The 22,751-nt window shown below is 43.0% G+C and carries 16 protein-coding genes and 2 riboswitches; of the genes, 8 read left to right on the forward strand and 8 right to left on the reverse strand.

Annotation, left to right across the window (positions count from 1 at the left end; all coding sequences use genetic code 11):
* Positions 1–18 precede the first annotated feature (18 nt).
* From BLR84_RS18865 to BLR84_RS18880, 4 genes are read right to left on the reverse strand one after another with little or no spacing between them, the layout of a single operon-like run.
* On the reverse strand, positions 19–1,305 hold the full coding sequence (locus BLR84_RS18865; RefSeq protein WP_090471235.1) for a cation:proton antiporter: 1,287 nt from the start codon (positions 1,303–1,305) through the stop codon (positions 19–21).
* Between the two features lie 9 nt (positions 1,306–1,314).
* Positions 1,315–2,133 carry a serine O-acetyltransferase gene (locus BLR84_RS18870; protein WP_090471237.1) on the reverse strand — a complete coding sequence of 273 codons (819 nt, stop codon included), beginning with the start codon at positions 2,131–2,133 and terminating at the stop codon, positions 1,315–1,317.
* Positions 2,134–2,140: 7 nt separating this feature from the next.
* Positions 2,141–4,063, reverse strand: coding sequence for a family 2A encapsulin nanocompartment cargo protein cysteine desulfurase (locus BLR84_RS18875; protein ID WP_090471239.1), 1,923 nt, complete (start codon positions 4,061–4,063; stop codon positions 2,141–2,143).
* Positions 4,047–4,967, reverse strand: a complete 921-nt coding sequence (locus BLR84_RS18880) for a family 2A encapsulin nanocompartment shell protein (RefSeq protein ID WP_090471241.1) — start codon at positions 4,965–4,967, stop codon at positions 4,047–4,049. The genes BLR84_RS18875 and BLR84_RS18880 overlap by 17 nt, the downstream gene beginning before the upstream one ends.
* Before the next feature lie 149 nt (positions 4,968–5,116).
* A riboswitch (SAM riboswitch) is annotated at positions 5,117–5,232 on the forward strand.
* A 617-nt stretch (positions 5,233–5,849) separates the two neighbouring features.
* Positions 5,850–5,953: riboswitch (SAM riboswitch) on the forward strand.
* Positions 5,954–6,179: 226 nt separating this feature from the next.
* On the opposite strand from BLR84_RS18880, the gene BLR84_RS18885 reads away from it, so the two are divergent.
* The 8 genes from BLR84_RS18885 (at position 6,180) to BLR84_RS18915 (ending at position 15,562) form a co-directional block, all read left to right on the forward strand.
* Positions 6,180–7,496, forward strand: coding sequence for a peroxiredoxin family protein (locus tag BLR84_RS18885; RefSeq protein WP_090471718.1), 1,317 nt, complete (start codon positions 6,180–6,182; stop codon positions 7,494–7,496).
* A 26-nt stretch (positions 7,497–7,522) separates the two neighbouring features.
* Positions 7,523–8,845, forward strand: coding sequence for a peroxiredoxin family protein (locus BLR84_RS18890; protein WP_090471243.1), 1,323 nt, complete (start codon positions 7,523–7,525; stop codon positions 8,843–8,845).
* Between the two features lie 83 nt (positions 8,846–8,928).
* Positions 8,929–9,591: a YceI family protein gene (locus tag BLR84_RS18895; RefSeq protein ID WP_090471244.1), complete on the forward strand. Its 663-nt coding sequence runs from the start codon at positions 8,929–8,931 to the stop codon at positions 9,589–9,591.
* Positions 9,592–9,775: 184 nt separating this feature from the next.
* The gene (locus BLR84_RS18900) at positions 9,776–10,738 is read left to right on the forward strand and encodes a cytochrome-c peroxidase (RefSeq protein WP_218128387.1); all 963 of its coding nucleotides are present in this window, start codon (positions 9,776–9,778) and stop codon (positions 10,736–10,738) included.
* A gap of 102 nt (positions 10,739–10,840) precedes the next feature.
* Entirely contained in the window at positions 10,841–13,603 is a 2,763-nt protein-coding gene (locus BLR84_RS18905) for a TonB-dependent receptor (RefSeq protein WP_090471247.1), read from the forward strand.
* 18 nt (positions 13,604–13,621) lie between these two features.
* Positions 13,622–14,461, forward strand: a complete 840-nt coding sequence (locus tag BLR84_RS18910) for a DUF4397 domain-containing protein (RefSeq protein ID WP_090471250.1) — start codon at positions 13,622–13,624, stop codon at positions 14,459–14,461.
* A 99-nt stretch (positions 14,462–14,560) separates the two neighbouring features.
* The gene (locus BLR84_RS29750; RefSeq protein WP_143013947.1) at positions 14,561–14,764 is read left to right on the forward strand and encodes a hypothetical protein; all 204 of its coding nucleotides are present in this window, start codon (positions 14,561–14,563) and stop codon (positions 14,762–14,764) included.
* A gap of 54 nt (positions 14,765–14,818) precedes the next feature.
* Complete coding sequence (locus tag BLR84_RS18915) at positions 14,819–15,562, forward strand: superoxide dismutase (RefSeq protein WP_090471252.1); 744 nt, start codon at positions 14,819–14,821, stop codon at positions 15,560–15,562.
* A gap of 231 nt (positions 15,563–15,793) precedes the next feature.
* Here BLR84_RS18915 and BLR84_RS18920 read toward each other — a convergent pair whose 3' ends face one another.
* The 4 genes from BLR84_RS18920 to BLR84_RS18935 all read right to left on the reverse strand — a co-directional run bounded on the left by BLR84_RS18920 (position 15,794) and on the right by BLR84_RS18935 (position 22,692).
* Positions 15,794–17,140 (reverse strand): MATE family efflux transporter, encoded by a 1,347-nt coding sequence (locus tag BLR84_RS18920; RefSeq protein ID WP_090471254.1) that lies wholly within the window; start codon positions 17,138–17,140, stop codon positions 15,794–15,796.
* A gap of 227 nt (positions 17,141–17,367) precedes the next feature.
* Positions 17,368–18,657: a lysine N(6)-hydroxylase/L-ornithine N(5)-oxygenase family protein gene (locus BLR84_RS18925; protein ID WP_090471256.1), complete on the reverse strand. Its 1,290-nt coding sequence runs from the start codon at positions 18,655–18,657 to the stop codon at positions 17,368–17,370.
* Positions 18,658–18,752: 95 nt separating this feature from the next.
* Positions 18,753–21,191, reverse strand: coding sequence for a GNAT family N-acetyltransferase (locus BLR84_RS18930; protein ID WP_090471258.1), 2,439 nt, complete (start codon positions 21,189–21,191; stop codon positions 18,753–18,755).
* On the reverse strand, positions 21,163–22,692 hold the full coding sequence (locus BLR84_RS18935) for a pyridoxal phosphate-dependent decarboxylase family protein (protein WP_090471260.1): 1,530 nt from the start codon (positions 22,690–22,692) through the stop codon (positions 21,163–21,165). The genes BLR84_RS18930 and BLR84_RS18935 overlap by 29 nt, the downstream gene beginning before the upstream one ends.
* Between the last annotated feature and the right edge of the window lie 59 nt (positions 22,693–22,751).

The raw sequence follows: 22,751 nt of genomic DNA on the forward strand, positions 1-22,751 counted from the left end.
AATAGAGGCTATTCTGATTTATTCATCTGAATTGACCAGATGTGACAAAGGCGGAGTAGATACTTGTAAATTTTGTTCTTTTAAAAAGTAGTATTTCATAATTGGGCCGGAGATGATCATGGTAACCACGGTCATCACCACCAAGCCTTCAAATACAGGTTCGCTGATTATTTTTGCCTGTAGGGCCAGTAAGCCTAAAACAATTTCCTGCGAGCCTCTGGCATTCATGCCGAAGGCTACTGCTATGGATTCGTTTTTGGTCATGCCACTCAAGGCGCTGCCAATTCCGGCGCCTATGAGCTTTGCAAGGCAGGCAATAATCAGAATGATGACCACAACCTCAAGGTTAAAATTGGCGATAAAGTTGAGCCTTAATCCAACGGAAGCAAAGAATAATGGCGCGAGCACGTTGATGGTAAACTGATGCAGCACATGTTTATGTTTTTCGGTAAAGTATTCCGAATCATTAATACCTACGCCAACTAAAAAAGCGCCAAAAACGCCACGAACACCAAGCCCTTCTGTGATACAGGCGCTAATGAGACACAAGCAAACGGCTACAGTAAGTACTCTGCCCGGTTTATTTTTCTTGCCCGCAAATGCCAGTAGTTTATGCATGAGCCAGCGCCCTGCCGTTAACATAAAAATGGCATAAACTATAACGGTGCTCACCTTCCAAAAAGAAGCTTCCTGTTTACCGGCGTTCATGAGTTGAATGATCACCGAAAACAGTATCCAGCCCAAAAAATCATCAACCATAGCGGCGGTAAGTACAATGTTGCCTATGCGGGTATTCAGAATATCCAGGTCAAGCAGGATCTTGGTAATAACCGAAAGCGCGGTGATGGATAAAGCCGTGCCAAAAAAAAGCGACGTTACCAGCTGATTGTTAAAGCCATTAGCAAAATGACTTTGGTACAGAAACCAAACTGAAGCAAACCCTATGGCAAACGGAAATATAATGCCGGTGAGACTTATACTGATAGCTTGCTTGCCATTTTGGCGGATCTGTTTCAGATCTACCTCAAAGCCGGCAATGAACATGAGCAGGATGATACCAATATTAGCTATCCCGTCAAATGCTTCAAAAGCGTGAGGGGCCGAAATGAAAATGCCTTTGAACAGATCCGGAAAAAGTAATCCCAGGAGAGTTGGTCCTACAATGATACCCGCAAAAATTTCGCCTATGATGGCCGGTAGTTTATACCTGCGACAAAGCTCACCAAGTAAACGTGCTGGTACAAGGATGATTAAAAGTATGAGTAAAAAGTGTACGATCTCTGCCGAACTGAGTTTGGAAACCATGATGAAATATTATTGCAAACTTTCTTTTACTTCTATCCTAAGCTGATGCGTGTTAAACACATGAGAGTAAGGTTGAACACTTTTTGTTAAAAATACACTTCCACCAATTACGCTATGATGGCCAATCACTGTTCGGCCGCCCAATATGGTGCTGCGTGCATAAATGATCACATTATCCTCAACTGTGGGATGACGTTTGACATCTGACAATACCTTGCTAACCTGCGATGCCCCCAATGTTACCCCCTGATAAATAGTAACGTTTTTACCTATAATGCTGGTTGCCCCAATGACAATGCCTGTACCATGATCAATACAAAATGGTACACCGATAACTGCCTTGGGATGGATATCAACCCCGGTTTTACCATGCGCATGTTCGCTCAATATTCTTGGTAAAATCGGGATGGAAGCCTGCGTTAATTTATGAGCTATACGATAAACCGCTATTGCATAAAAGCCTGGGTAGGAAACGATAACCTCATGTACACTGATAGCTGCCGGATCGTTTTCATAGATCATAGATGCATCATGCCGCAGGTCCTGGTAAATTTCATTGAGTGAATCGTAAAAAAGATTTACTGCTTTTTGTATATCGACATCACGAGGGTCGAGGTAGCTGAGCAGGATATTCTCCAGATCGATCTGGTTCTTTTTCAAATGACCGCCATAGATAGATAATTTGTGTGACCGGTTATTCGGGAACAGGAACTCAAACAGATCAAATAACCAGCCAACACAATCGCGGATGGATGGCGTAGCTTCCCACTCTGCTTTATGGGTTTGATAAAGCAGCTCAATGAAACTGTCGAATTTATCGTCCTTCATATAGCAGTTATCGTTTAAGGCTGTGAAGCGTGTTTACCAACAGGTCGATTTCGGCACAGGTATTATAAAAAGCTAAGGACGGTCTCACAGAGCTTTCAACACCAAAACGGCGTAATATGGGTTGTGCACAATGATGACCTGAACGAACCGCTATGCCTTCTTTATTTAATGCCGCGCCAACATCTTCGGTTTTGTAACCATCAAGCACAAATGATATTACGCTTGCTTTGTCGGGTGCTGTGCCTATCAAACGTAAACCTTTAACCTCTTTTAAAAGCTGAGTAGCATATACAAGCAGATAATGCTCATACTTTGCTATAACAGGCATACCTATTTTGGTAACATAGTCAATAGCAGCGCCAAGACCAACCGCGTCGGCAATATTGCCTGTCCCTGCCTCAAATCTGCCGGGAGCATCATGATATTGGGTATGCTCAAAAGTTACATCCTTTATCATATTGCCGCCGCCTTGCCATGGTTGGGTTTCATTGAGTAAAGCTTCTTTGCCATATAACACCCCGATACCTGTTGGTCCAAAAACTTTATGTCCCGAAAAAACAAACCAATCGGCGTCAAGTGCCTGTACGTTGACCGGCATATGCGATACCGATTGAGCGCCGTCAACCAGTACCTTAGCGCCGGCAAGGTGTGCCAGTTGTATGATCTGCGCGGCCGGGGTAACGGTACCCAGTGCATTTGATACCTGCGTAAATGAAACCAGTTTGGTTTTAGGGCCAAGCAGTTTCACATATTCGTCAAGCAATACCTGCCCATCATCATCAACCGGGATAACTTTTATTTTCAGGCCTTTTTTTGTTACCAGTTGCTGCCATGGAACAATGTTGGCATGATGTTCCAGGTGACTTACTATAATTTCATCACCGGGATGCAGATTTTGTTCGCCCCAGCTTTTGGCTACCAGGTTGATAGCTTCGGTAGCTCCACGTACAAAAATGATCTCGTTTATGGAGCCTGCATTCAGGAAGGCCTGTACTTTTCTGCGGGCGCCTTCATAAGCGTCGGTAGCCCTCGCAGCAAGTTCATGGGCAGCGCGATGGATATTGGAGTTTTCGTGTTCGTAAAAATAACTGATACGGTTAATTACTTGTTTAGGCTTTTGCGTAGTGGCGGCATTATCAAGCCACACTAATTGTTTGCCATTAACATGCTCCTGTAATATTGGGAAATCGCGCCGGATAATATTTACATCAAAAGGAAGATCTATAATACTGCTGATCCCTGCTTTTGAGGCTTTATCAGCCGTGGGTTTTACGCTCGGTAAACCATGGTTGCCATTCAAAAAGTAAAATGGGATCTCGGGTGTTAACGATGCCCCATTAAAAGGAACAGAAACAGCAGAGTTGGATGTATTTATTCCATCAAGCACTTTTCGAAGCTCTGTTTCAAAATGCTGATCCTGTTGATAAGGAAGCTGTAATAGATTATCGGGTACTACGGATAACTGTTCAATAGAAAATTGCTGCTTTGTTGGAGTATGGGGGATCAGATCTGTTTTCTCTAAATAAGAATCGTAACTGAAGCCTTGTTGTGTAGGTAATTGTCCACCAAAAACGGGCGGATTGTACGCAGGTAAATGGGGCAAAGCTTGTTGGTCACCTTTCAAATTAGGATCGGCAAAGCTGGTTTGCGGATCTTTCAGATTTACAGCATTCCCCTGGTTTATGGCAGATGGTGAAATTCCACCACCGCCAATCGTACTCGGTGGAATGGGTTGATCAGGCGCAGTGTGCGGTATTGGCGCATCAAATGAGCCAATACCTGGTAGTTCGCCGGGCAGTGCTGAACCCTGTGGAGCAAATGCCTGTGAATGACCGAAGAAACCCGTTGGAGCGGCTTTAAAAAGCTGGTTGGCCAACTGTTCCAGTTCCTGTGCACTGGGTAGGTTGTCTGGATTAATATTTGTACTCATGATAATTACCTAAATCAACATCTTCTAAAACAGCAATAGCATCGTCAACTAAAACAGCCAGGGAGCAGTAAAGCGAAACCAGGTAAGAGGCGATAGCTTTGTTGTTGATACCCATAAAGCGTACTGATAAACCAGGTGATTGCTCGCCGGGAAGGCCAGGTTGATAAAGCCCTACCACTCCTTGTCTACTTTCGCCCGTGCGTAAAAGGATGATCTTTGATTTATTATTTACGATAGGTAATTTATCAGATGGAATAAGCGGGATACCTCTCCAGGTGATGAATTGCGAGCCAAAAAGCGATACTGTTGGCGGTGGTACACCCCGGCGGGTACATTCACGGCCAAAAGCGGCAATGGCCAGCGGGTGCAGCAAGAAAAATCCAGGTTCTTTCCAAACTTTGGTTATCAGCTCATCCAGATCATCAGGAGTAGGGGGGCCGAGTCTTGTCTTAATTTTCTGAGATGGGGCGATACTGCTCAGTAAACCATATTCGGTATTGTTGATCAATTCGCTTTCCTGTCTTTCCTTAACTATTTCAATGGTAAGGCGCAATTGCTCGCTGATTTGATTATAAGGTTTGCTGTACAGGTCAGAAACACGGGTATGTACATCCAAAACGGTGTTAACAGCGCTCAGGTTATACTCGCGTGGATTTTCTTCATAGTCAACAAAAGTAGAAGGTAGTTCGCGTTCATCGCGCGATGAGCAGTCAACTTCTACATTGTTGGCGTCAACAACTTTATTTAGTCTGTAAACACCAGATTCAACAGGGATCCAGTTTAACAAATGAGTTAACCATCGTGGTGTAATGGTTGATAATTGCGGAACAGTACGTGTTGCTACGGCTAACTGTCTGGCTGCTACATCGCCAAGGGCTGTTTGTTTTGCTTTTTGATCGGGCATTTTTTTGATAGTAAATAGTTGTTTTAAAGAGTGATTTGTGAGGAGCTGTTCAATCAATGGCTACCTGCTTTGCAATGATAAGAAATAAAATATATTAAATCTATAGGATTTATAGATTTAATTATATATTTGCCACATCAGTTCTTTAATGCTTATCGAGATAAGACGGAGGGAAAGGCCCCATGAAGTCTTGGCAACCTGTACAAATTTTATATGATGTAAAAGGTGCTAATTCCTGCTCCTGCTAAAAGGAGAAAGATAAGAAGCTATAGGTTTATATAAATATCTCCACAGCTCTTTTCCCGATAAAAGTTTTTATAGAATACAAGCGAATAACCGAAAGATAAAAACCAGGTACATGAAATCCTATCAAACCTTAATCACTGATCATGCAGGTATATGTTGTTGCTGTTAACCATTTAAGTGTTCAGCAATAAAAACAGCATAATACTTTAATTAATATAGATTAACAGATCAATCGCCACCACTTGAACTGTTAAATGGATCGCAAAGCCGAAGGTCATCTAAACCGCATGCTTTGGATCCAACTTATCAACAAATACCATGAATCTGAAATTGAATTTTATCACTAAAGCCCGCATACAGAATGGTGGCATCCTTTTCTGTTGTTACCAGTATTGTTAATTCGCACAGTTCATTCCGGAAATTGATCCTGAAATAAGATCAACATCCTGGCTGTACTAAGTGCGTTGCTTTGCTATGGTGGTAAAAAAGGCGTGTGCTGTACAGTCCAGGATGTTGATTATACTATAAAATATGAACTAATTATAAAATATACTACTAAATCTATAGATTTACTTGTAATTATAAATATTCTTGTTATCTTTACAGCATTCTAATTAACCCCACCATTAATTAGTTGATTTATAAAGACGAAGGGAGAGGAAGTCTCGATGATCTTCAGCAACTTTTCAGTTTGAAATAAGTGCTAAACTTTTTTCTAAATTTTTTTAGAAATATAAATTAACTATCATCATGAAAACAGTAAATTATCTACAATCTTATGTGCAGGCGGCATCAGGCTTACGATGTTGCAGCATCCAGTTTGCCTTTTGGTTTTAAGCATTAACAGCTAAAGTTTTTTGCGTGTACTTTTTTCGGGTCTTTAATAGGGCCATGGAATTGCTATGCCCAAATTTCAAACCCGGCAATTATCATGTAAAACTTCCAATAACTAGATTTTATAAAAATATGAACATTCACAATTATTTAACTAAAGCAAAATACCTGTCGTTAGGTTTGCTGATCAGCAGCGCGGCGTTAGCAGCTGATAAAAATCCCCCATCAAAATTTATTAAAGAAGGTGTATGGCGGGGTGTATTTACGGTAAGCGAATCGCAGGTGCCATTCAATTTTGAACTAAAAGGTAAAGATGCGGAGCACGCCGTATTTACACTGATCAATGGTTCGCGCCGTGATAACTTCCATGTAAAAGCAGTAGGTAAAGATTCTGTTTACATTAAAATGAATACCTATGACGCGGCCTTGGTAGCTAAAATTGAGGACGACGGTAAAATAAGTGGTGAATACCGCAGCCTGGTACCCGGATTTAGGGGTAATGCACTGCCCTTTACTGCCGAATATGGTAAAAGCTACCGCTTTGTTGAACCCGGTAAAGATGTTGCCCCAAAAGCAGATCTTTCCGGTAAATGGGAGATCAAGACTTATAGTAAAGAAGCCGTCCCTGCATCTATCGCCATTTTAAAACAAAAAGGGAATAAACTTACGGGCGTTGTTATGACCGTTGTGGGTGACACCCGCGAACTGGAAGGTACCGTTCAAGGAGATGAGTTTGCCTTGAGTGGCTTTACCGGCCCGAGCCCCTTTATCATCAAAGGAAAGATCAATGCCGATGGTACTATCAGCGGCGAGGAGGGTTTTGGTATCTACAAGAACCTGAAGTTTGATGCCGCCAAAAATGAAACCGTGGAATTGCCCGATCCTTATAAGCTTACATTTTTAAAAGAAGGCTATAAAAAACTTGATTTCTCTTTCCCGGGTATTGATGGTAAAGCGGTTTCACTGAGCGACAATAAGTACAAAGGCAAGGTGGTTATTGTAGAAATTATAGGTACTTGGTGCCCTAACTGTACAGACCAAACCGTATTCCTGTCACCATGGTTCAATAAAAACCGTAACCGCGGTGTAGAAGCCATCGCCATTGGTTTTGAGCAAAAAGATAGCCTTGACTATGCCAAATATACTTTAGGCAAGCTCAGAGAAAAATATGCTATTAATTATGATATAGCTTTTGGCGGCCTTGCCGATAAAAAGCTGGTTGCTCAAAAACTACCCGCGCTCAATAAATTCATTGCATTCCCAACAACTATCATTATCGACAGAAATGGTGATGTACGCGAAATATATACCGGTTACACAGGTACAGTAACAGGTAAATACCACAAGGATTATGAAAAGAAATTTAACCAGTTGCTGGATAAACTGATAGCTGAGCCTGCGTCTGAAAGTGCTACAGTAAAAGATCCGGCTGTGCAGTCAGGAAACTAATTAATAACCGATCCATAATTTATCAAATGAAAACACTCAATCTGATTACCTCATTCAAATGCCTGACAATAGGCTTATTGTTTAGCGGGGCTGCCATAGCTGCAGATACCCCGCCGCCTGCAAAATTTATAAAAGAAGGTGTATGGCGTGGCGTATTTACCGTAGCCGAATCAAAAGTACCGTTCAATTTTGAGTTTAAAGGTAAAGATGTCGAACATGCTGTATTTACCTTGCTTAATGGAACCCGTCGTGATAATTTTCATGTGCAGCGGATCGGCAAAGATTCTGTATTTATAAAAATGAATACCTATGATGCGGCGCTGGTTGCCAAAATAGAAGATAACGGAACCCTTAGCGGCGAATATCGTAGCCTGGTACCGGGTTTCAGGGGAAACTCTTTACCTTTTACAGCAGAGTACGGAAAAAGCTACCGCTTTGTTGAACCCGGTAAGGATGTTGCGCCTACGGCAAATTTAACTGGTAAATGGGAGCTTAAAGTTTATTCAAAAGAGCAGGTACCCAATAAGATCGCGATACTAAAGCAAACAGGTAACAAACTTACAGGTGTTATTCTGCAGGTAACCGGCGACAGCCGTGAATTGGAAGGCACCGTTCAGGGCGATGAATTTGAGTTATCAGGCTTTACTGGTCCAAGTCCTAAGATCTATAAAGGAAAGATCAATCCTGATGGTACCCTAAGCGGCGAAATAGGACAGGGTATTTATGATAATACCAAGTTTGATGCCGTTAAGGATGATAAAGCCGAATTACCCGATCCCTACAAGCTTACCTATTTGAAAGACGGTTACAAAAAGCTCGATTTTACTTTCCCTGATCTAACAGGAAAACCAGTATCATTAAGTGATGCCAAGTACAAAGGCAAGGTTACCATCATTGAAATTGTTGGTACCTGGTGCCCTAATTGTACCGATCAAACCGTATTTCTATCACCCTGGTTCAACAAAAATCACAATCGCGGGGTAGAAGCTATAGCCATAGGCTTTGAGCAAAAAGACAGCCTGAAATATGCGCAGTACACATTAGGGAAACTGAAAGAGAAATACAACATTCAGTATGATATTCTGTTTGGTGGCCTGGCTGATAAGAAGCTGGTATCACAAAAATTACCTGCCCTGAATAAATTCATCGCTTTCCCAACCACAATCATTATCGATCGTAAAGGTGATGTAAGGGAAATATACACGGGCTACACCGGTACGGTAACAGGCAAGTACTATGCAGATTACGAGCAGAAATTCAATAAACTTTTAGATGAACTGATTGCGGAACCGGTTCCGGCCAGCGCCTCAGCAACAGACTCAGAAAGTAATACACAAAAAGGTAAATAATCATCATACATTCCCGGTAAAGTATTGTGCTTTACCGGGTAACATTTAACATATTGAAAATAAACACAACAAAACTACCCACCATGACAACTAAATTAACCATCGCAGTTTACGCAACAGCTATTATTTCTATAGCCACTTTGGCTACAGCTTTTACCCCAAATACAACCATAGTCAATCTGCCTATAAAAACAATTACAGCGCACAGACATTATAAAGCTCAAAGTTTTAAGGTTGATAATCAGGGTAGTAAGCTTACCTGGCAAGCTAAAAAAGCAACCGGCGATCATAACGGAGAAGTTAAAATAAGTAACGGCCAGTTTACAGCCGAAAATAATATTTTAAAAAGCGGCACTTTTGATATCGACCTGAATACCATTACCGATGCCGACCTGACAGATCAGGCTTCGAACGATAAGCTGGTAAGCACGCTTAAAAGTGAAACATTTTTCAGTACCGATAAATTTCCGAAAGCCAATTTTGCAATAGTGTCTGCAACTAAAACGTCTGGTAATCAATACGATATTAAAGGTAAATTAACTATTAAAGGTATCACCAATGATGTGAGCTTCCCGGCAACCTTAGCTATTAATGGCAAGAAATTAAATGCTACCGCCAAAATTACGGTCGACCGTACCAAGTATGATATCAAATTCAGGTCGAAGAATTTCTTCGAAAACCTGGGCGATAAAGTGATCTACGATGATTTTGACCTGAATGTAAACCTGGTGGCCAACGCGCAATAAGGCCTGGTTTTTTAACAAATTTTAACAAAATATCACGCAATTAAAGCCGCTTTACGGAGCGGATGGCCATTGTTTTGACTAAAAAGACATCAAAAAATCCAAATTAGGTGGTTAGTGAACAATTAGCCGGGGTAGCGGCTCATGCATACCCCGGCGAAAGTTCTCCGGAATACCTGTAATTGATATGAAAAAGAAAAGTACGCTATTGATTTTAACTGTATTTAGTTTAATGATAAGTCTCACCGGTTTTATGGGCAGTAGGGATGAAGTGCAAAACAAAGAACAACTGGGTGAGAAACTTTTTTTCGACCCGATATTGTCGCTTGATAAAACTATCAGTTGTTCATCCTGCCATAAGCCGGAATTTGCCTTTGCAGATACCGCTACTTTTAGCTTAGGTATTAAAGGGAACCATACCACCAGAAATTCACCGGGGCTTACTAATCTGTCTGGTCGGCCACATCTTTTTTGGGATGGGCGCGCTTCCTCTTTGGAAGAGCAGGCCATGGGACCTATCACATCGGCCACAGAAATGGGCTTGTCGTTGGATGAAGCAGTTAAAAGATTAAATGATGATGTTGTTTACGCAACGGCTTTTCAAAAAGTATTTAAAGCGCCGGCCAATAAAGATAACCTGCTCAAAGCCATAGCTTCATTCGAGCGTACACTGGAAACATCAAACAGTCCTTACGACCGGTACATCAATGGTGATGATAACGCGCTATCCGCTTCGGCGGCAAGAGGTAGACTATTGTTTATTGGTAAAGCCAACTGTAACAACTGCCACTCGGGGGAAGACTTTACGGCCGACAGGTTTAAAAGTATCGGTCTGTACAACGGGAAGGATCTGAACGACCCGGGCCGGTCGGTGATCACCAAAAACAAAACTGAAGACGGCGAATTTAAAATCCCAAGCTTACGCAATGTGGCTGTTACCGCGCCTTATATGCATAATGGTAAGTTTAAAACCCTGCGCAGCGTGGTGGAGTATTATAATAACCCTTCGGCTATAGTTAAGGATGGTATTAACCGCGACCTCTCGCTTGATAAACCTTTAAACCTCAGCAGCAGCGAAATTGATGACATTGTTGAATTTTTAAAAGCGCTCACCGACGACCGCTTTAAACAAAAGACCGCCGCTAATTGAAAATATAATCCCCTAAATAATTAATCAGGGCATCAGCAGGGTGCTGGCAGGTGTTTTTCGCATTGCCCAGGCCACTGCTTTGCCTTTAAACTATATTGTAAAATGAAGAAAATATTACTCCTGTTTTTATTTCTTAGCCTGTACTATGGGCAAAATGTATGGGCACAAAAACGAACGGTAAGCGGTGTAGTTACATCCGCTGATGATAAAAAACCCTTGCCCGGTGTTTCGGTGACTGTAAAAGGTCTTAACCAGGGAGCTGTGACCAAAGCCGATGGCTCCTTTGAGATCGTGATACGTAATGGCAAATACCTGGTGTTTTCCTTTATTGGCTTTGAAAGCCAGGAGGTAGAAATTGACGGGATTAAAAATTTCAACATCAGTCTGAAACCGGCCGGAAATGCATTGAATGAGGTGCAGATCGTCGGATCGCGCAATGCCAACCGTACTAAACTCAACTCGGCATCACCGGTTGATGTTATTGATATAAAACCCCTGCTGGAGTCGGCTCCCCAGGTGAGCGTTACCCAGATATTGCAATACATATCGCCGTCTTTTCACTCAGTGAACGGCAGTAATGCGGGCGATGCAGGTTCTGCTTTAAGTTTAGCCCAATTACGCGGCCTCGGTCCGGATCAGGTGCTTGTGCTGGTTAACGGAAAGCGCCGGCATAAAAGTGCAAACGTAAACTATGGTGGCCTGGGTAATGGTTCAACCGGGTACGATCTGAACTCCATACCGACAGGGTCTATTGATCGTATTGAGATACTTCGTGACGGTGCCGCGGCACAGTACGGATCAGATGCTATTGCCGGGGTGATCAACATCGTGCTGAAGAAAAAAACAGATGATCTGGCGGTAAGCAGTACCGGAAGCACCCGCCGCCGCGGCGATGGTGCGGTAACACGAACTAATGTTAACTACGGAGTTGGTTTAGGTAACGGTGGTTACCTAAATGTTACCACCGAATATGCCACTCAGGCTATTTCGCTGCCGGCGGGTAAGGCCGATGCCGGGCTTTACAATGGTCCGATATACGGCGGCGGCGCTAACACCCGCGGATATGATGCTATTTATACCAAAGACATTGATGATGCCATATTAAAAAGCCGTGGTATCGACCGTCATTTTTTTGATCAGCGGGCCAGCGGCTCCAATGCCGGGCAGGATGCTTTATTATTTTTTAATGCGGGTCTTCCTTTAAAAAACGCTGCTGAGCTATATGCTTTTGGTGGTATTAGCAGTCGCAATTCACAATTTACAGCTACTTATCGCCTGCCGGGTTGGACATCAAGGAATAACAATTTTATTTATCCCGATGGCTTTTTACCGGCTATGGAAAACAATATTGTGGATGAGTCAATAGCCATAGGTTTAAAAGGTAAGGTTGGCGACTGGAATGTCGATCTGTCCAATGTGTACGGTAAAAATATTTTTGGCAACAGGGTTGATAATTCACTGAATGCCAGTTTGGGTTTAAAAAGCCCCACCAGTTTTGATGCTGGTAGTTATAACGCCAGCCAAAACACTACAGCTTTAGATTTTACCCGCTATTTTGATAAAATATTAAAAGGGCTCAACATCGCTTTCGGCGCACAACACCGGGTAGAAACCTTCCAGATCAAAGCAGGGGAGGAAGCCTCTTATTCCAAAGCCGACCAACGCACTATTGTTGATATAGATACAACCACCGGAGGCATACCTTACTTGTCAGCGGCAGGCGTTACCTCTTTGAATGGCTTATCAGCGGGCTCGCAGATCCATCTGGGTTTCAGGCCCGAGAATGCGGTTAATGTAAACCGCTCGGTAACCGCGGGCTATGCCGATGTGGAGTTGAACGTAACTAAGGAATGGTTGGTATCTGCCGCGGGCAGGGCCGAATACTTTTCGGATTTTGGTAATGTATTTACGTGGAAGGCAGCAACCCGATACACTTTTGCACCTTGGTTAAATCTACGTGGATCTGCCAACACTGGTTTCAGAGCACCCGATCTGGCGCAGTCATATTACACCTCGGTATCTACTACCTTTCAACAAGGGAGAGGGGTTGATATCCTGACCGCTTCAAATCAAAGTGCTGCGGCAAGGGCCCTGGGGATTCCTAAATTATCGCCCGAAAAATCAAAAGGATATACGATCGGACTTACCTCGGCCCCCAGCAGTAACGTGGAGTTAACTGTTGATGCGTACCTCATTAATATTGATAACCGGGTAGGTAACACAGGCAACTTTACTGCTACTGATGCCAACCTGCCTGCCGATGTAAAAGCATTATTTCAGCAAACCGGTGCGGCACAAGCCAACTTTTTTTATAACGAATTTAGTACGCGCACCAAAGGGATTGAGTTTACCGGCAGCTATAACGTATTGCTGAACAAAGGAAGTATCAACTTTTTATTCGGTGGTAATTTTGCCAAGAACGAAGTAACCAAAGTAAATACTCCTAAAGGTTTGGAGGCCTACAAGAACGTGATCTTGAGCCCGGGCGAACGCGCCAGGGTAACCACTAATATCCCCGGTCAAAAAATTAACCTGCAAGGTATCTACAGCATAGATAAATTTACTTTTCTGGCCCGTACCGTATACTTTGGCAGCGTTACCACGGCTACCTTATTGAGCGCTGCCGATCCACTCAACCCGGTTTATTTCTACCAGAAACTTAAACCGATATGGGTAACAGATCTGTCGGTAGGATATAGATTTACCGCCAAACTACAAGGTACCGTAGGGGTAAATAATGTATTCAATAGCCTGGGCGATTATTCCGATCCAACCATATCAGGCCTGCGTAACCCTACTGTTGTTGGTATCCAAAATGGCAGCGCGGGTATCCAGCCATTTATCAGGTTATCAGCCCATTTTTAATCATTCATCATACAAAACATGAACAAAATATATTCAATAAATAAAAAGGCGATGAATAGTACAGTTTTCATTTCGCGGTCAAAGGGATTATTATTGGCAGGAGCATTGATGCTGATCATCTCATCCTGTAAAAAAACAGATTACCTGGATATTAACGCCGCCGATAGACCTCTACTTGCGGCACATATCAGTTTTGTGAATGCCCGCCCGGTTAGTGTAGGCATACAATTCTGGACATATACCACCCAGGTAACAAAAACGGCAGTGCCTATTAACGGAAAATCAGATTACCTGGACGCACAATTTGGCGATGTACAGATCAACTTTACTGAAGGTACTAATACCTCTTACAAGGCATCGCGCCAGTTTGGTAACAGCGCCACATTTACCAGCAGTGGTGGCCCAAATGGCCCTATAGCCAACTATTACCATACGGTGTTTGCCATTAAGAATACCAAGGCAACTGCCGATTCACTGATCCTGTTTTATGATGACCTGGCAGTACCTGCGGCAGGCAAGGCCAAGATCAGGTTTGTGAACCTGGCCCCGGGCAGTCCAAATGTTGATTTTGGGATAACCGGGCAAACTACTCTGTTTACCAATACCGCTTATGGCAGGGCTGGGGGTTCAGTTTTATCCGGAACTGGTTTCAACACCTGGTCAATAGGGCCATTTATTACTATCGACGCAGGTACGCTTAATTTCCAGGTAAGTAAAACAAGCGATCATTCGGCAGTAAGCATCCTGAATAATCAGTTGAGCAACATTAGTTTACAGGCTGGTAAAATTTATACCATTTACATCAATGGAACGCCGGGCAGCGCGACCATCGGTGCAACCATACTTACACATAATTAAAATACAGCACATTATATAAGTGATTTAATAGCGTGTGCTTTAAAGCCTGCCCGGTTTAGTTCCTGGCTGCTTTTAATTTATTAAGCCTTTTTTAATATCATGAAAACAAACAGTCGAAGAAGATTTATTGAAAATACCTTAATGGCAACGATAATAGCTGCGGTAGGCGACCCGATACTTATAAAAAGCACATCGGCTTCGGTTACTGGCAATCACCATTTGGTTAATGCAGATGAACTCTTAAAATTTGCACAGGTATCATCAGGGTTTGATTATAAGGTGTTAATTTTAATCAGCAAATAGTAATATTAAGGGTAAATTAGATAAAAAGTTTAATGCCACTAAAATATCATCATTATGAAAACCAATAGCCGAAGAAAATTCATAGAAGATTCGTTTAAAGTAACTGTAGCAGTTGCAGTAGGAGGTCCAATAATTTTAAATAGTGCATCGGCCCTTGCCGCCAACGAGAGTCATGATGCCAAAGTAAATGCGGATAATCCCTTAAAATTTGTACAAGCCCCATTAGGTTTTAGTTATGCGGCGCTGGAACCCAACATAGACGCGCTGACCATGGAGATCCATTATACCAAACATCACACTGCCTATATCAAAAATGTAAATGATGCTATTGTTGCCGAAAAACTCAATTATACATCAGAGAAGGAGTTTTTCGATAATGCTTCAAAGCTCTCTGCCAAAGCACGAAATAATGGAGGAGGCGCCTGGAACCATAATTTCTTTTGGGCCAGCCTGAAACCCGGTACAACCAGTGGGCCTAATGGTAAAGTGAAAGATGCTATAACCAACACGTTTGGCAGTGTAGATAAATTCAAAGAGCTGTTTACCCAGGCGGCCTTGACCCGTTTTGGCTCGGGTTGGGCATGGTTGGTTAATGATAACGGTACTTTAAAAATAACATCTACAGCAAACCAGGATAATCCTTTATTTGATAAGGTGGAAGTTAAAGGGACGCCATTATTGGCCCTGGATGTTTGGGAGCACGCCTACTATTTAAAATATCAGAATAAACGCAACGAATATATAGCCAACTGGTGGAATGTGGTTAACTGGGACGAAGTGAACAAGCGGTTGGTTTAATATTGGTGTTTTGTTATCGTACACAGGCCTTTTCTCGCAACCCTTCGACAAGTTATGCAGCCAAATTATTCATAAAGAATATGTCATTGCGAGGTACGAAGCAATCTCATCGCGTTCTCATTGGTAAGAATAGTTACGAGATTGCTTCGTCGTTCCTCCTCGCAATGATATGATGGGGGCTTGTAGAGACGCAATTATGCGTCTCTACATTTAAAAATAATAAACAGTTTCTTAGATTGGTTTTGCCCTGAATTTTAGTATCGGGCTTTTTAACATCCAAAGCGTAATTAATATAACCAGGAGCTCAATACACGCGCTGCCCCAAAAAATGCTGTTAACGCCAAAAAATACAGGAAGTATTAATGTTGCCGGGAGATAAAAGAACAGCTGCCGGAGAATAGCTAGTTGACTTGCCTTTTTTGCCTGATTAATAGCAGGGAAATAAGCCAGGGCCATTACAATGACCGGTAGAAATGGTAACACTGATAGGTAAATACGCAGATTTAAAATATGTACTGCTGATAAAACCACATGAGGAACCATCCATGCCCATAATACATTAGGGAAAAACAGCGCGACAATCCAAAATGGCAAGACGATCACAATACCGGCAGTGATAGCGATCAGTAGTGATTTTTTTGCTCTTGAAATATTTCCGGCGCCATAGTTTATGCCGGCTACGGGCTGCAGACCCCGCATCAAGCCAAACAGGGGCGTTAACAAGAGCAAATAAAAACGGTTCACGATGGTGTAAAAAAGTAGGTCCTGCTGGGTACCATACCTGGAAATAGCCTGCAATATCAGCATACTTTGTATGACCGACATGATAGAAAATAGCATTTCGGGAAAGCCCAATGTTATTATTTTTTTAGCTACGATTTTGGTTGGTTTTAAGGAATACCATTGATCCCGGAAGATACTTTTGTTGCGGGCAAAATAAATGAGCCCCATGGCCGAGTAAATAAACATGGCCGTATTGGTGGCCCAGGCCGCTCCGGCTACGCCTCCGTGCAGAACGAGGATGAAAACAGGTTTTAATATAATGTCGATCAGGAGCCCAATGCCGATCATACAGGCGGCGGTTTTCATTTTCCCTTCGCCCCGGATAAGCATATTCGCAGAAAACCCATGGATCCAGAATACCGAACCTATTAACGTCACCTTGAAATAACTGGCTGCTATAGTAACCAGTCCGCCTTTAGCACCCATCAATGCAAGTAGGTTTTCGGCAAAGAGATAAGCTGGTATGGCAAAAAGTGCCGCGCAAACAATGGATAATATATTCAAATTTCCAAACAGCTGTTTAAGCTTTGCAGAATCATTAGCACCCAGCCAAATGCTAAGCGCCGCCGAAGCACCCGTACCGATCAACCGGCCAAAGCCCATTACAATTTGCGACAAGGGGTAAGCCAAGCCAACGGCAGCCAAAGCTTGCGGGCCAACCAAGCGCCCAACCAGCAAAGCATCCAGAAAATTGTTCAAGCCGTATAGTACAATAGCAGCCACGGCCGGCCAGGAGGTTTGCCACATGACCTTACGCAGGTTCATGGAGAGTATGAAGTCTTTTCGGTTATCCATTATAATCTACCTAAACACAAGAGGAATCGCTTTTAAATAGGTGGCACCTACGGAGCCAACATTTTTCTATATTTTATCATCTACAAACACGTTACTCCTCTGGAGTTTAACGAACGGTACAAATGAAACTCCGGAGGAGTAACATGTTTGTAGGCGGAACACATTCTTTTTAAAGGCTCCGGCAGGTGCCTCCTATCAACTATTGATTTAAAAGCGATTTTCCTGACCTAAATACTAAACTGCTGAAAGGCAATTCGTTCTTCTACTTTATAAATTTCTTTGCCGGCAACCTGGTTAATGATACATGAATTGCGGTAGGCACCCATTCCTAAATCGGGGGTTACAAAACCGTGGGTATGCAATTCGGCGTTTTGCACAAAGATCTCATCGCCGTTGACATCAATACTGTAATTGCGTTTTACATCAAAAAGACCATCTTCATTAATAGCAATGCGTTGTTGAATACCGTTGATGAATGCCGGGGTGTTATACTTATATCCCGTTGCCAGGATCACATAATCGGCCTGGTGTGTAAAGGTTTGCTGTTGTTGTACATGTGTAAATTGCAGCTCATTCGAATCATCCTGATTTATTGTAATGCCATCCAGTTGGGAATTGGGGCGCAGTTGCACATTTAAAGGCGCATCATCAACACTCATTTCATAAAGGGTATCAAATATCTGGTTGATGAGCTCAAAGTTGATGCCCTTGTACAATGGCGGTTGTTTGGCCAATACTGCCTTTCGTTTTTCCGCGGGCATGTTATGAAAATAATCTACATACTCGGGTGAGGTTAGCTCCAGGGTCAGTTTTGCGTATTCCATCGGGAAAAACCTATCCGGGCGGCTAAACCAGCTGAGTTGCAAACCATCCTCGGTATAAGGTAGCAGATCCTGAAAAACTTCGGCAGCACTTTGCCCGGAGCCAATTATCGCTACCGATCTGCCCTGTAGAATGTCAGCCTTTTTATATAGATAATTAGAAGTATGCAGAATGTTGGGTGATTGAATATCCTTCATAAAATCGGGATAACGGGGTTCTGTACCGGTACCTAACACTATTTTTTCGGCGTAGTAAACCTCGGGTTGGCTAGTTAAGCTATTAGTAACCTTAATTTTATAGTGTTTTGCAGTTTCAATGTATTCAATCGCCTCCACCGATCTGGAGAACAGGCAGCTGGATAATTGCGCGGCTACCCATTTACAATAAACATTATACTCCTTACGCAGAATAAAGAAGTTTTCGCGGATAAAAAACTTATAAAGCCGGTTGGTTTCCTTTAAGAAATTAAGGAAACTATAACGGCTGGTTGGGTCGGCCATGGTCACCAGGTCGGCCATAAAGGGCACCTGTAAAGTGGCATTGCTGAGCATTAAGCCCGGGTGCCAGTCAAAAGCCGGCGAACGGTCCAGGAACAGGGTAGTCAGTTCGTCTACCGGCTCTGTTAACGCAGCAAGTCCCAAATTAAACGGGCCAATACCAATGCCGATCAGATTGTATATTTTTTTAGTCTTCAATTGTACTTTTTTTATTAGAGTCAGGAAACAAGAGCCAGAAATTGAGACCGTTTTACATATCTTGTTTCTTGACTCTTATCTCTTGATTCTTTCTCCTACAGTTCTATCTTAATTTCCTTTGTGCCGGGATTTTTTTCCCAGTACCATTCGCGATATAAAAAGGTAAGATTGGCGTTTTTGTGAGGCATATCTATCACTCTTTGCTGCTGGTAACCAATCCTGTTGGCCAGTGCACGCATAGCTCTGGATTCAACGGCCGCTTCGCCTATGCATTTACCAACCTCGGGCTGGGCAAACAGGTAATCTAAGGCTACTTGTAAGGATTGATAGGCAAATTTTTTCTCCTTTTCTGCCGGGGCTACCAGTAAGTGGGTACCGTAATCTGTAGGCAGGCATTCGTAATAGGCACCAACCAGATCACGAGCAGGCCAGTAGGGTTCGAAGGTGAAGTTAGGCACACCGTTTACTTCACCAATAAAACTGTGGGTAGCATCGCCTGGGATGATGGTTCTGTAAAACAATTCCAAGCCGCGTATCGGGCCGTCCATTTTCCAAATAGGCTTGGCTTGTTCCTGGTTAAACCAGTCGTGCACCATTTCCAGGTCGCGGTCAATATCAAATGGGCGAATGCTCAGCGTTACATCTTCTTTCGGGAAATACCTGCTGTACACAATATCTTTCCGCTCTGGCTTGATGAGGTTTTTGCAAAAGAAAAACTTGTTCAACGGGTTTGGATAATCTACATAAACCGCCGGGTACTCTAACGAAACATTAGCCTCGTTCATGTTATATAAACTGGTCAACAGGTTAGCTTTCACGCTCCAGTTGCGACTGTTGATGATGTAGCTGACCAGGCCGGTTTCGTCCATAGCTTCCAGGCTTTTCAGCTCTTTATAAACAATATCCAGCAGGCGCTTTTCATCGGCCAGGCCGTTAACACCAAATGCGTTTACCACACCTAACAGGTTATTCACTATCAGGTAATAAGTATATTTAGGGGCGATGTATTCTTCGTCGATGATCGATTTGCTTTCCTCAGCAATGCCCGGGATGGCGGCCAAAATTTCATCAGCTTTACCCGTGCGAAAGAAAAATCCCTGATTATCCCTGAAATAAAGCTTTGCCGGGAACAGGTTCTTGTCCAGCTCAACCATTACATTTTGCTGGTGGAACTCACAGGCCAGGCCATATTTATTCAGGATAGAAACCATAGGCCTGATGCAAATGTGCAGGTATTGTTTAAACCAGTCTTCGGCCACACGGCTTACCGTTTTGTTTGATTTTTGAGCGGCTGTTTTAATGATATTGGTGAGCCTTGATGGTTCGCCCAGAATACTATCCTGGCAAAGTGCGGCCAGCAGGGTTACATTTTTATGCTGCGCTTCGTTCTTAAACGGATTGCGACGGATGCTGATATTAAAACCATTGATCACCTGACCGTTATTATCAGTAACCGCTATAAATGCCGGATCAACAATAAAGTCGATCTCCGGGAAATCCTTCTGTAGGTTTTGCCCCCATGGAGTTTTTAGCAAGCGCGAAATATCGTAACCACGGTGCAGCTCGGGGTACAGGTTAATGCGTTCAGAATTGGTGATCTTTACGTGTAAAGAGAATTTGAACATCCAATCACAAGCTTCATTATAAACCGTACGTACGGAGGATGTTGGTGTAAATTCCGCTCCCCAATTACCTAGGCTAAACAGTTTACCATCCTGCTGTAAAGCTAAAACATCATCCAGTTGCAGCAAGTAATTAGCCTCCCATGGATGCATAGGTACCACGGTGAATGTGGGGTGCGTATTTAATAATTCCATCACCCGGGCATCGTTGGCAGCAAAGGTTAACAATTCATTTTTTAACTGAATCGATGGCAAAATATCGTCGGCAGTTTTTTGAATGACATGGCTGGCATCTATCAGAAAATAATGCAGCTGGAAGCGCCCGGCTGTTTCGGGTGAATATTTAAACAGGTCATCGTCATTAAAACCTTGTTTCGATTTGGGCACCGGGTGCACGCTGTGACCTAAAATAAGTGACTGCTCGGCCTGGATAAAATCCATCTCAACGGCATTGGCATTAAGATCGTGTTTGATGAAATTTTCGAGGTATTTTTCTAGGTTTTCTATACTGTTCTGCAAACGATTTTGGGTGATTCCCGCTTCTATCTCGGGATATTGCTCCTGCGCGTATTGAACTATAAGGGCAATCAGATCGGTAGGAGCCAGTTCTGTGATCTCATCTGTTTGCGGGTCGCGTTTCACAATCGGGAAATGAAAGATATGCCTGCCGCTTTCAGAGTAATAGTTCAGGGGAGTGTATACCTCCAGACCGATGGGAAAAAAATCAATACGGATATGAAGATCATGCCCGGTCGACCGAAAATGAGCGGCTAATGCTTCATCATATTTAGGGACACCCAGGTAACGGCTCCAATTGCTAAATTCACGCAGGTAACTGTTGAGCATGGCGGTGTAATTTACCTGTTCAGCCTCTTCCCTAAGGTTAATTAAACTTAATGAATTCGTTTCCATGTTTTTTAATGTTTAATAGAATGTTTTTAATATGATCAGTAGTAGTTAGCGGATTTAGCAGGGTGAATTTGAGATAGAATTCTCCGTGAACCTTGGTGCCGGCCACCAGTGCGTCGCCATGTTTTAAAAGCTGTGCTTTAATATATTGATTCATCTGAGTCAGGTTCGCAGTATGCAAAACCGAAGGATTATACCTGAAAACCAATGCCGATAGGTCCGAATAATTCAGCAGGTCAAAATCGCGGTCTGTGCTGATGATATGCGCCACATTTTCGGCTGTTTCAATGATCTTTTCTATATAGCCGCCCAATTTTTCTTTACCCATCATGCGTAGGGTAAACCAAAGTTTAAGGGCATCAAAACGGCGTGTAGTTTGTATGGATTTATTTACCTGGTTTGGGATCTCGTCTGAGTGCTGATCCTTAGGGTTCAGGTAATCTGCATAGTGAGTTATCAATCCAAAATACCGTTTGTGATTTACCAAAAATGCGCTGCTGCTAACCGGCTGGAAAAAGGCTTTATGGTAATCAGTTGTAACAGAATTAGCCAGTTCGATCCCATTTAACAAATACCGGTGTTTGTTGCTGAGCAATAAACCGCAGCCATAAGCGGCATCGACATGATACCAGAGTTTGTATTTGGCGGCAATATGACCTATGGCTTCCAGCGGATCGAGGTTACCAAAATCGGTTGTGCCGGCTGTAGCTACAACGGCTATGGGTATGTTACCCTGTTTTAACTCACGTTGTATGGCATCTTCCAGCAAAACAGTATTCATCCGGAAGGTACGATCGGCTTTTACCTTAACTACGGCCTTTTCGCCCAGGCCCAGTATCGCAGCGTTTTTCTGGATGCTGAAATGCCCTGCTTCTGACACAAAGATCCGGAAACGGGAAGCTTCTGGCGGCAATCCGTTTTGTTTGATATTGTGTTTCAGGTATTCTACCGAATAGTGATCACGGGCCAATAGCAAGCCCATCATATTACTTTGCGAACCTCCGCTGGTAAACACGCCATCGGCATTTTTATCAAACCCGATTTCGTTGCAGGTCCACTCGATCATTTTCTGCTCTATCAGCGTACCTCCGGCACTCTGATCCCAGGTATCTAATGAGGAGTTGATGGCGCTGATCAATACTTCGGCAGCTATAGCCGGTATTACCACCGGGCAATTTAAGTGCGCTACATATTTTGGATGATGAAAGGTAACCGCGTGTTTGGTGTATAACGTTTCTACCTCGTTTATCAGGCTTTCATAATCGGTCAGGGGAGTGCTGAGGTCGACCGATTCAAACTGCGGGCGTAATTGGGCCGCTGTTACGCCGCTGAAAGGTTTTTTATTATCATGCAAAAAGTTAACTACCGACTGGCTGGCAAGGCTCATCACTTTGAGGTATTCCTTGGATGAGCCTTCGTAAAATATATCTTCAAAAGAGGTACCGGTGCTTAAGGCTTCTAATAGGGCCTCATCCTGATTTGGGGTATTGGATTGTGTTATCATAGGTAATGAATAAAGAGTTAAACAATACGGATAAATGATAAGGGGTTATCCCCGGTAAT

The sequence above is a fragment of the Mucilaginibacter sp. OK268 genome, assembly GCF_900103125.1.
Classification (GTDB): domain Bacteria; phylum Bacteroidota; class Bacteroidia; order Sphingobacteriales; family Sphingobacteriaceae; genus Mucilaginibacter.

What these genes read in the sequence shown, in the direction of transcription:
- BLR84_RS18865 (WP_090471235.1), bottom strand. Translation starts at nt 1,305, where the DNA reads ATGGTTTCCAAACTCAGTTCGGCAGAGATCGTACACTTTTTACTCATA.
- BLR84_RS18870 (WP_090471237.1), bottom strand. Translation starts at nt 2,133, where the DNA reads ATGAAGGACGATAAATTCGACAGTTTCATTGAGCTGCTTTATCAAACC.
- BLR84_RS18875 (WP_090471239.1), bottom strand. Translation starts at nt 4,063, where the DNA reads ATGAGTACAAATATTAATCCAGACAACCTACCCAGTGCACAGGAACTG.
- BLR84_RS18880 (WP_090471241.1), bottom strand. Translation starts at nt 4,967, where the DNA reads ATGCCCGATCAAAAAGCAAAACAAACAGCCCTTGGCGATGTAGCAGCC.
- BLR84_RS18885 (WP_090471718.1), top strand. Translation starts at nt 6,180, where the DNA reads ATGAACATTCACAATTATTTAACTAAAGCAAAATACCTGTCGTTAGGT.
- BLR84_RS18890 (WP_090471243.1), top strand. Translation starts at nt 7,523, where the DNA reads ATGAAAACACTCAATCTGATTACCTCATTCAAATGCCTGACAATAGGC.
- BLR84_RS18895 (WP_090471244.1), top strand. Translation starts at nt 8,929, where the DNA reads ATGACAACTAAATTAACCATCGCAGTTTACGCAACAGCTATTATTTCT.
- BLR84_RS18900 (WP_218128387.1), top strand. Translation starts at nt 9,776, where the DNA reads ATGAAAAAGAAAAGTACGCTATTGATTTTAACTGTATTTAGTTTAATG.
- BLR84_RS18905 (WP_090471247.1), top strand. Translation starts at nt 10,841, where the DNA reads ATGAAGAAAATATTACTCCTGTTTTTATTTCTTAGCCTGTACTATGGG.
- BLR84_RS18910 (WP_090471250.1), top strand. Translation starts at nt 13,622, where the DNA reads ATGAACAAAATATATTCAATAAATAAAAAGGCGATGAATAGTACAGTT.
- BLR84_RS29750 (WP_143013947.1), top strand. Translation starts at nt 14,561, where the DNA reads ATGAAAACAAACAGTCGAAGAAGATTTATTGAAAATACCTTAATGGCA.
- BLR84_RS18915 (WP_090471252.1), top strand. Translation starts at nt 14,819, where the DNA reads ATGAAAACCAATAGCCGAAGAAAATTCATAGAAGATTCGTTTAAAGTA.
- BLR84_RS18920 (WP_090471254.1), bottom strand. Translation starts at nt 17,140, where the DNA reads ATGGATAACCGAAAAGACTTCATACTCTCCATGAACCTGCGTAAGGTC.
- BLR84_RS18930 (WP_090471258.1), bottom strand. Translation starts at nt 21,191, where the DNA reads ATGGAAACGAATTCATTAAGTTTAATTAACCTTAGGGAAGAGGCTGAA.
- BLR84_RS18935 (WP_090471260.1), bottom strand. Translation starts at nt 22,692, where the DNA reads ATGATAACACAATCCAATACCCCAAATCAGGATGAGGCCCTATTAGAA.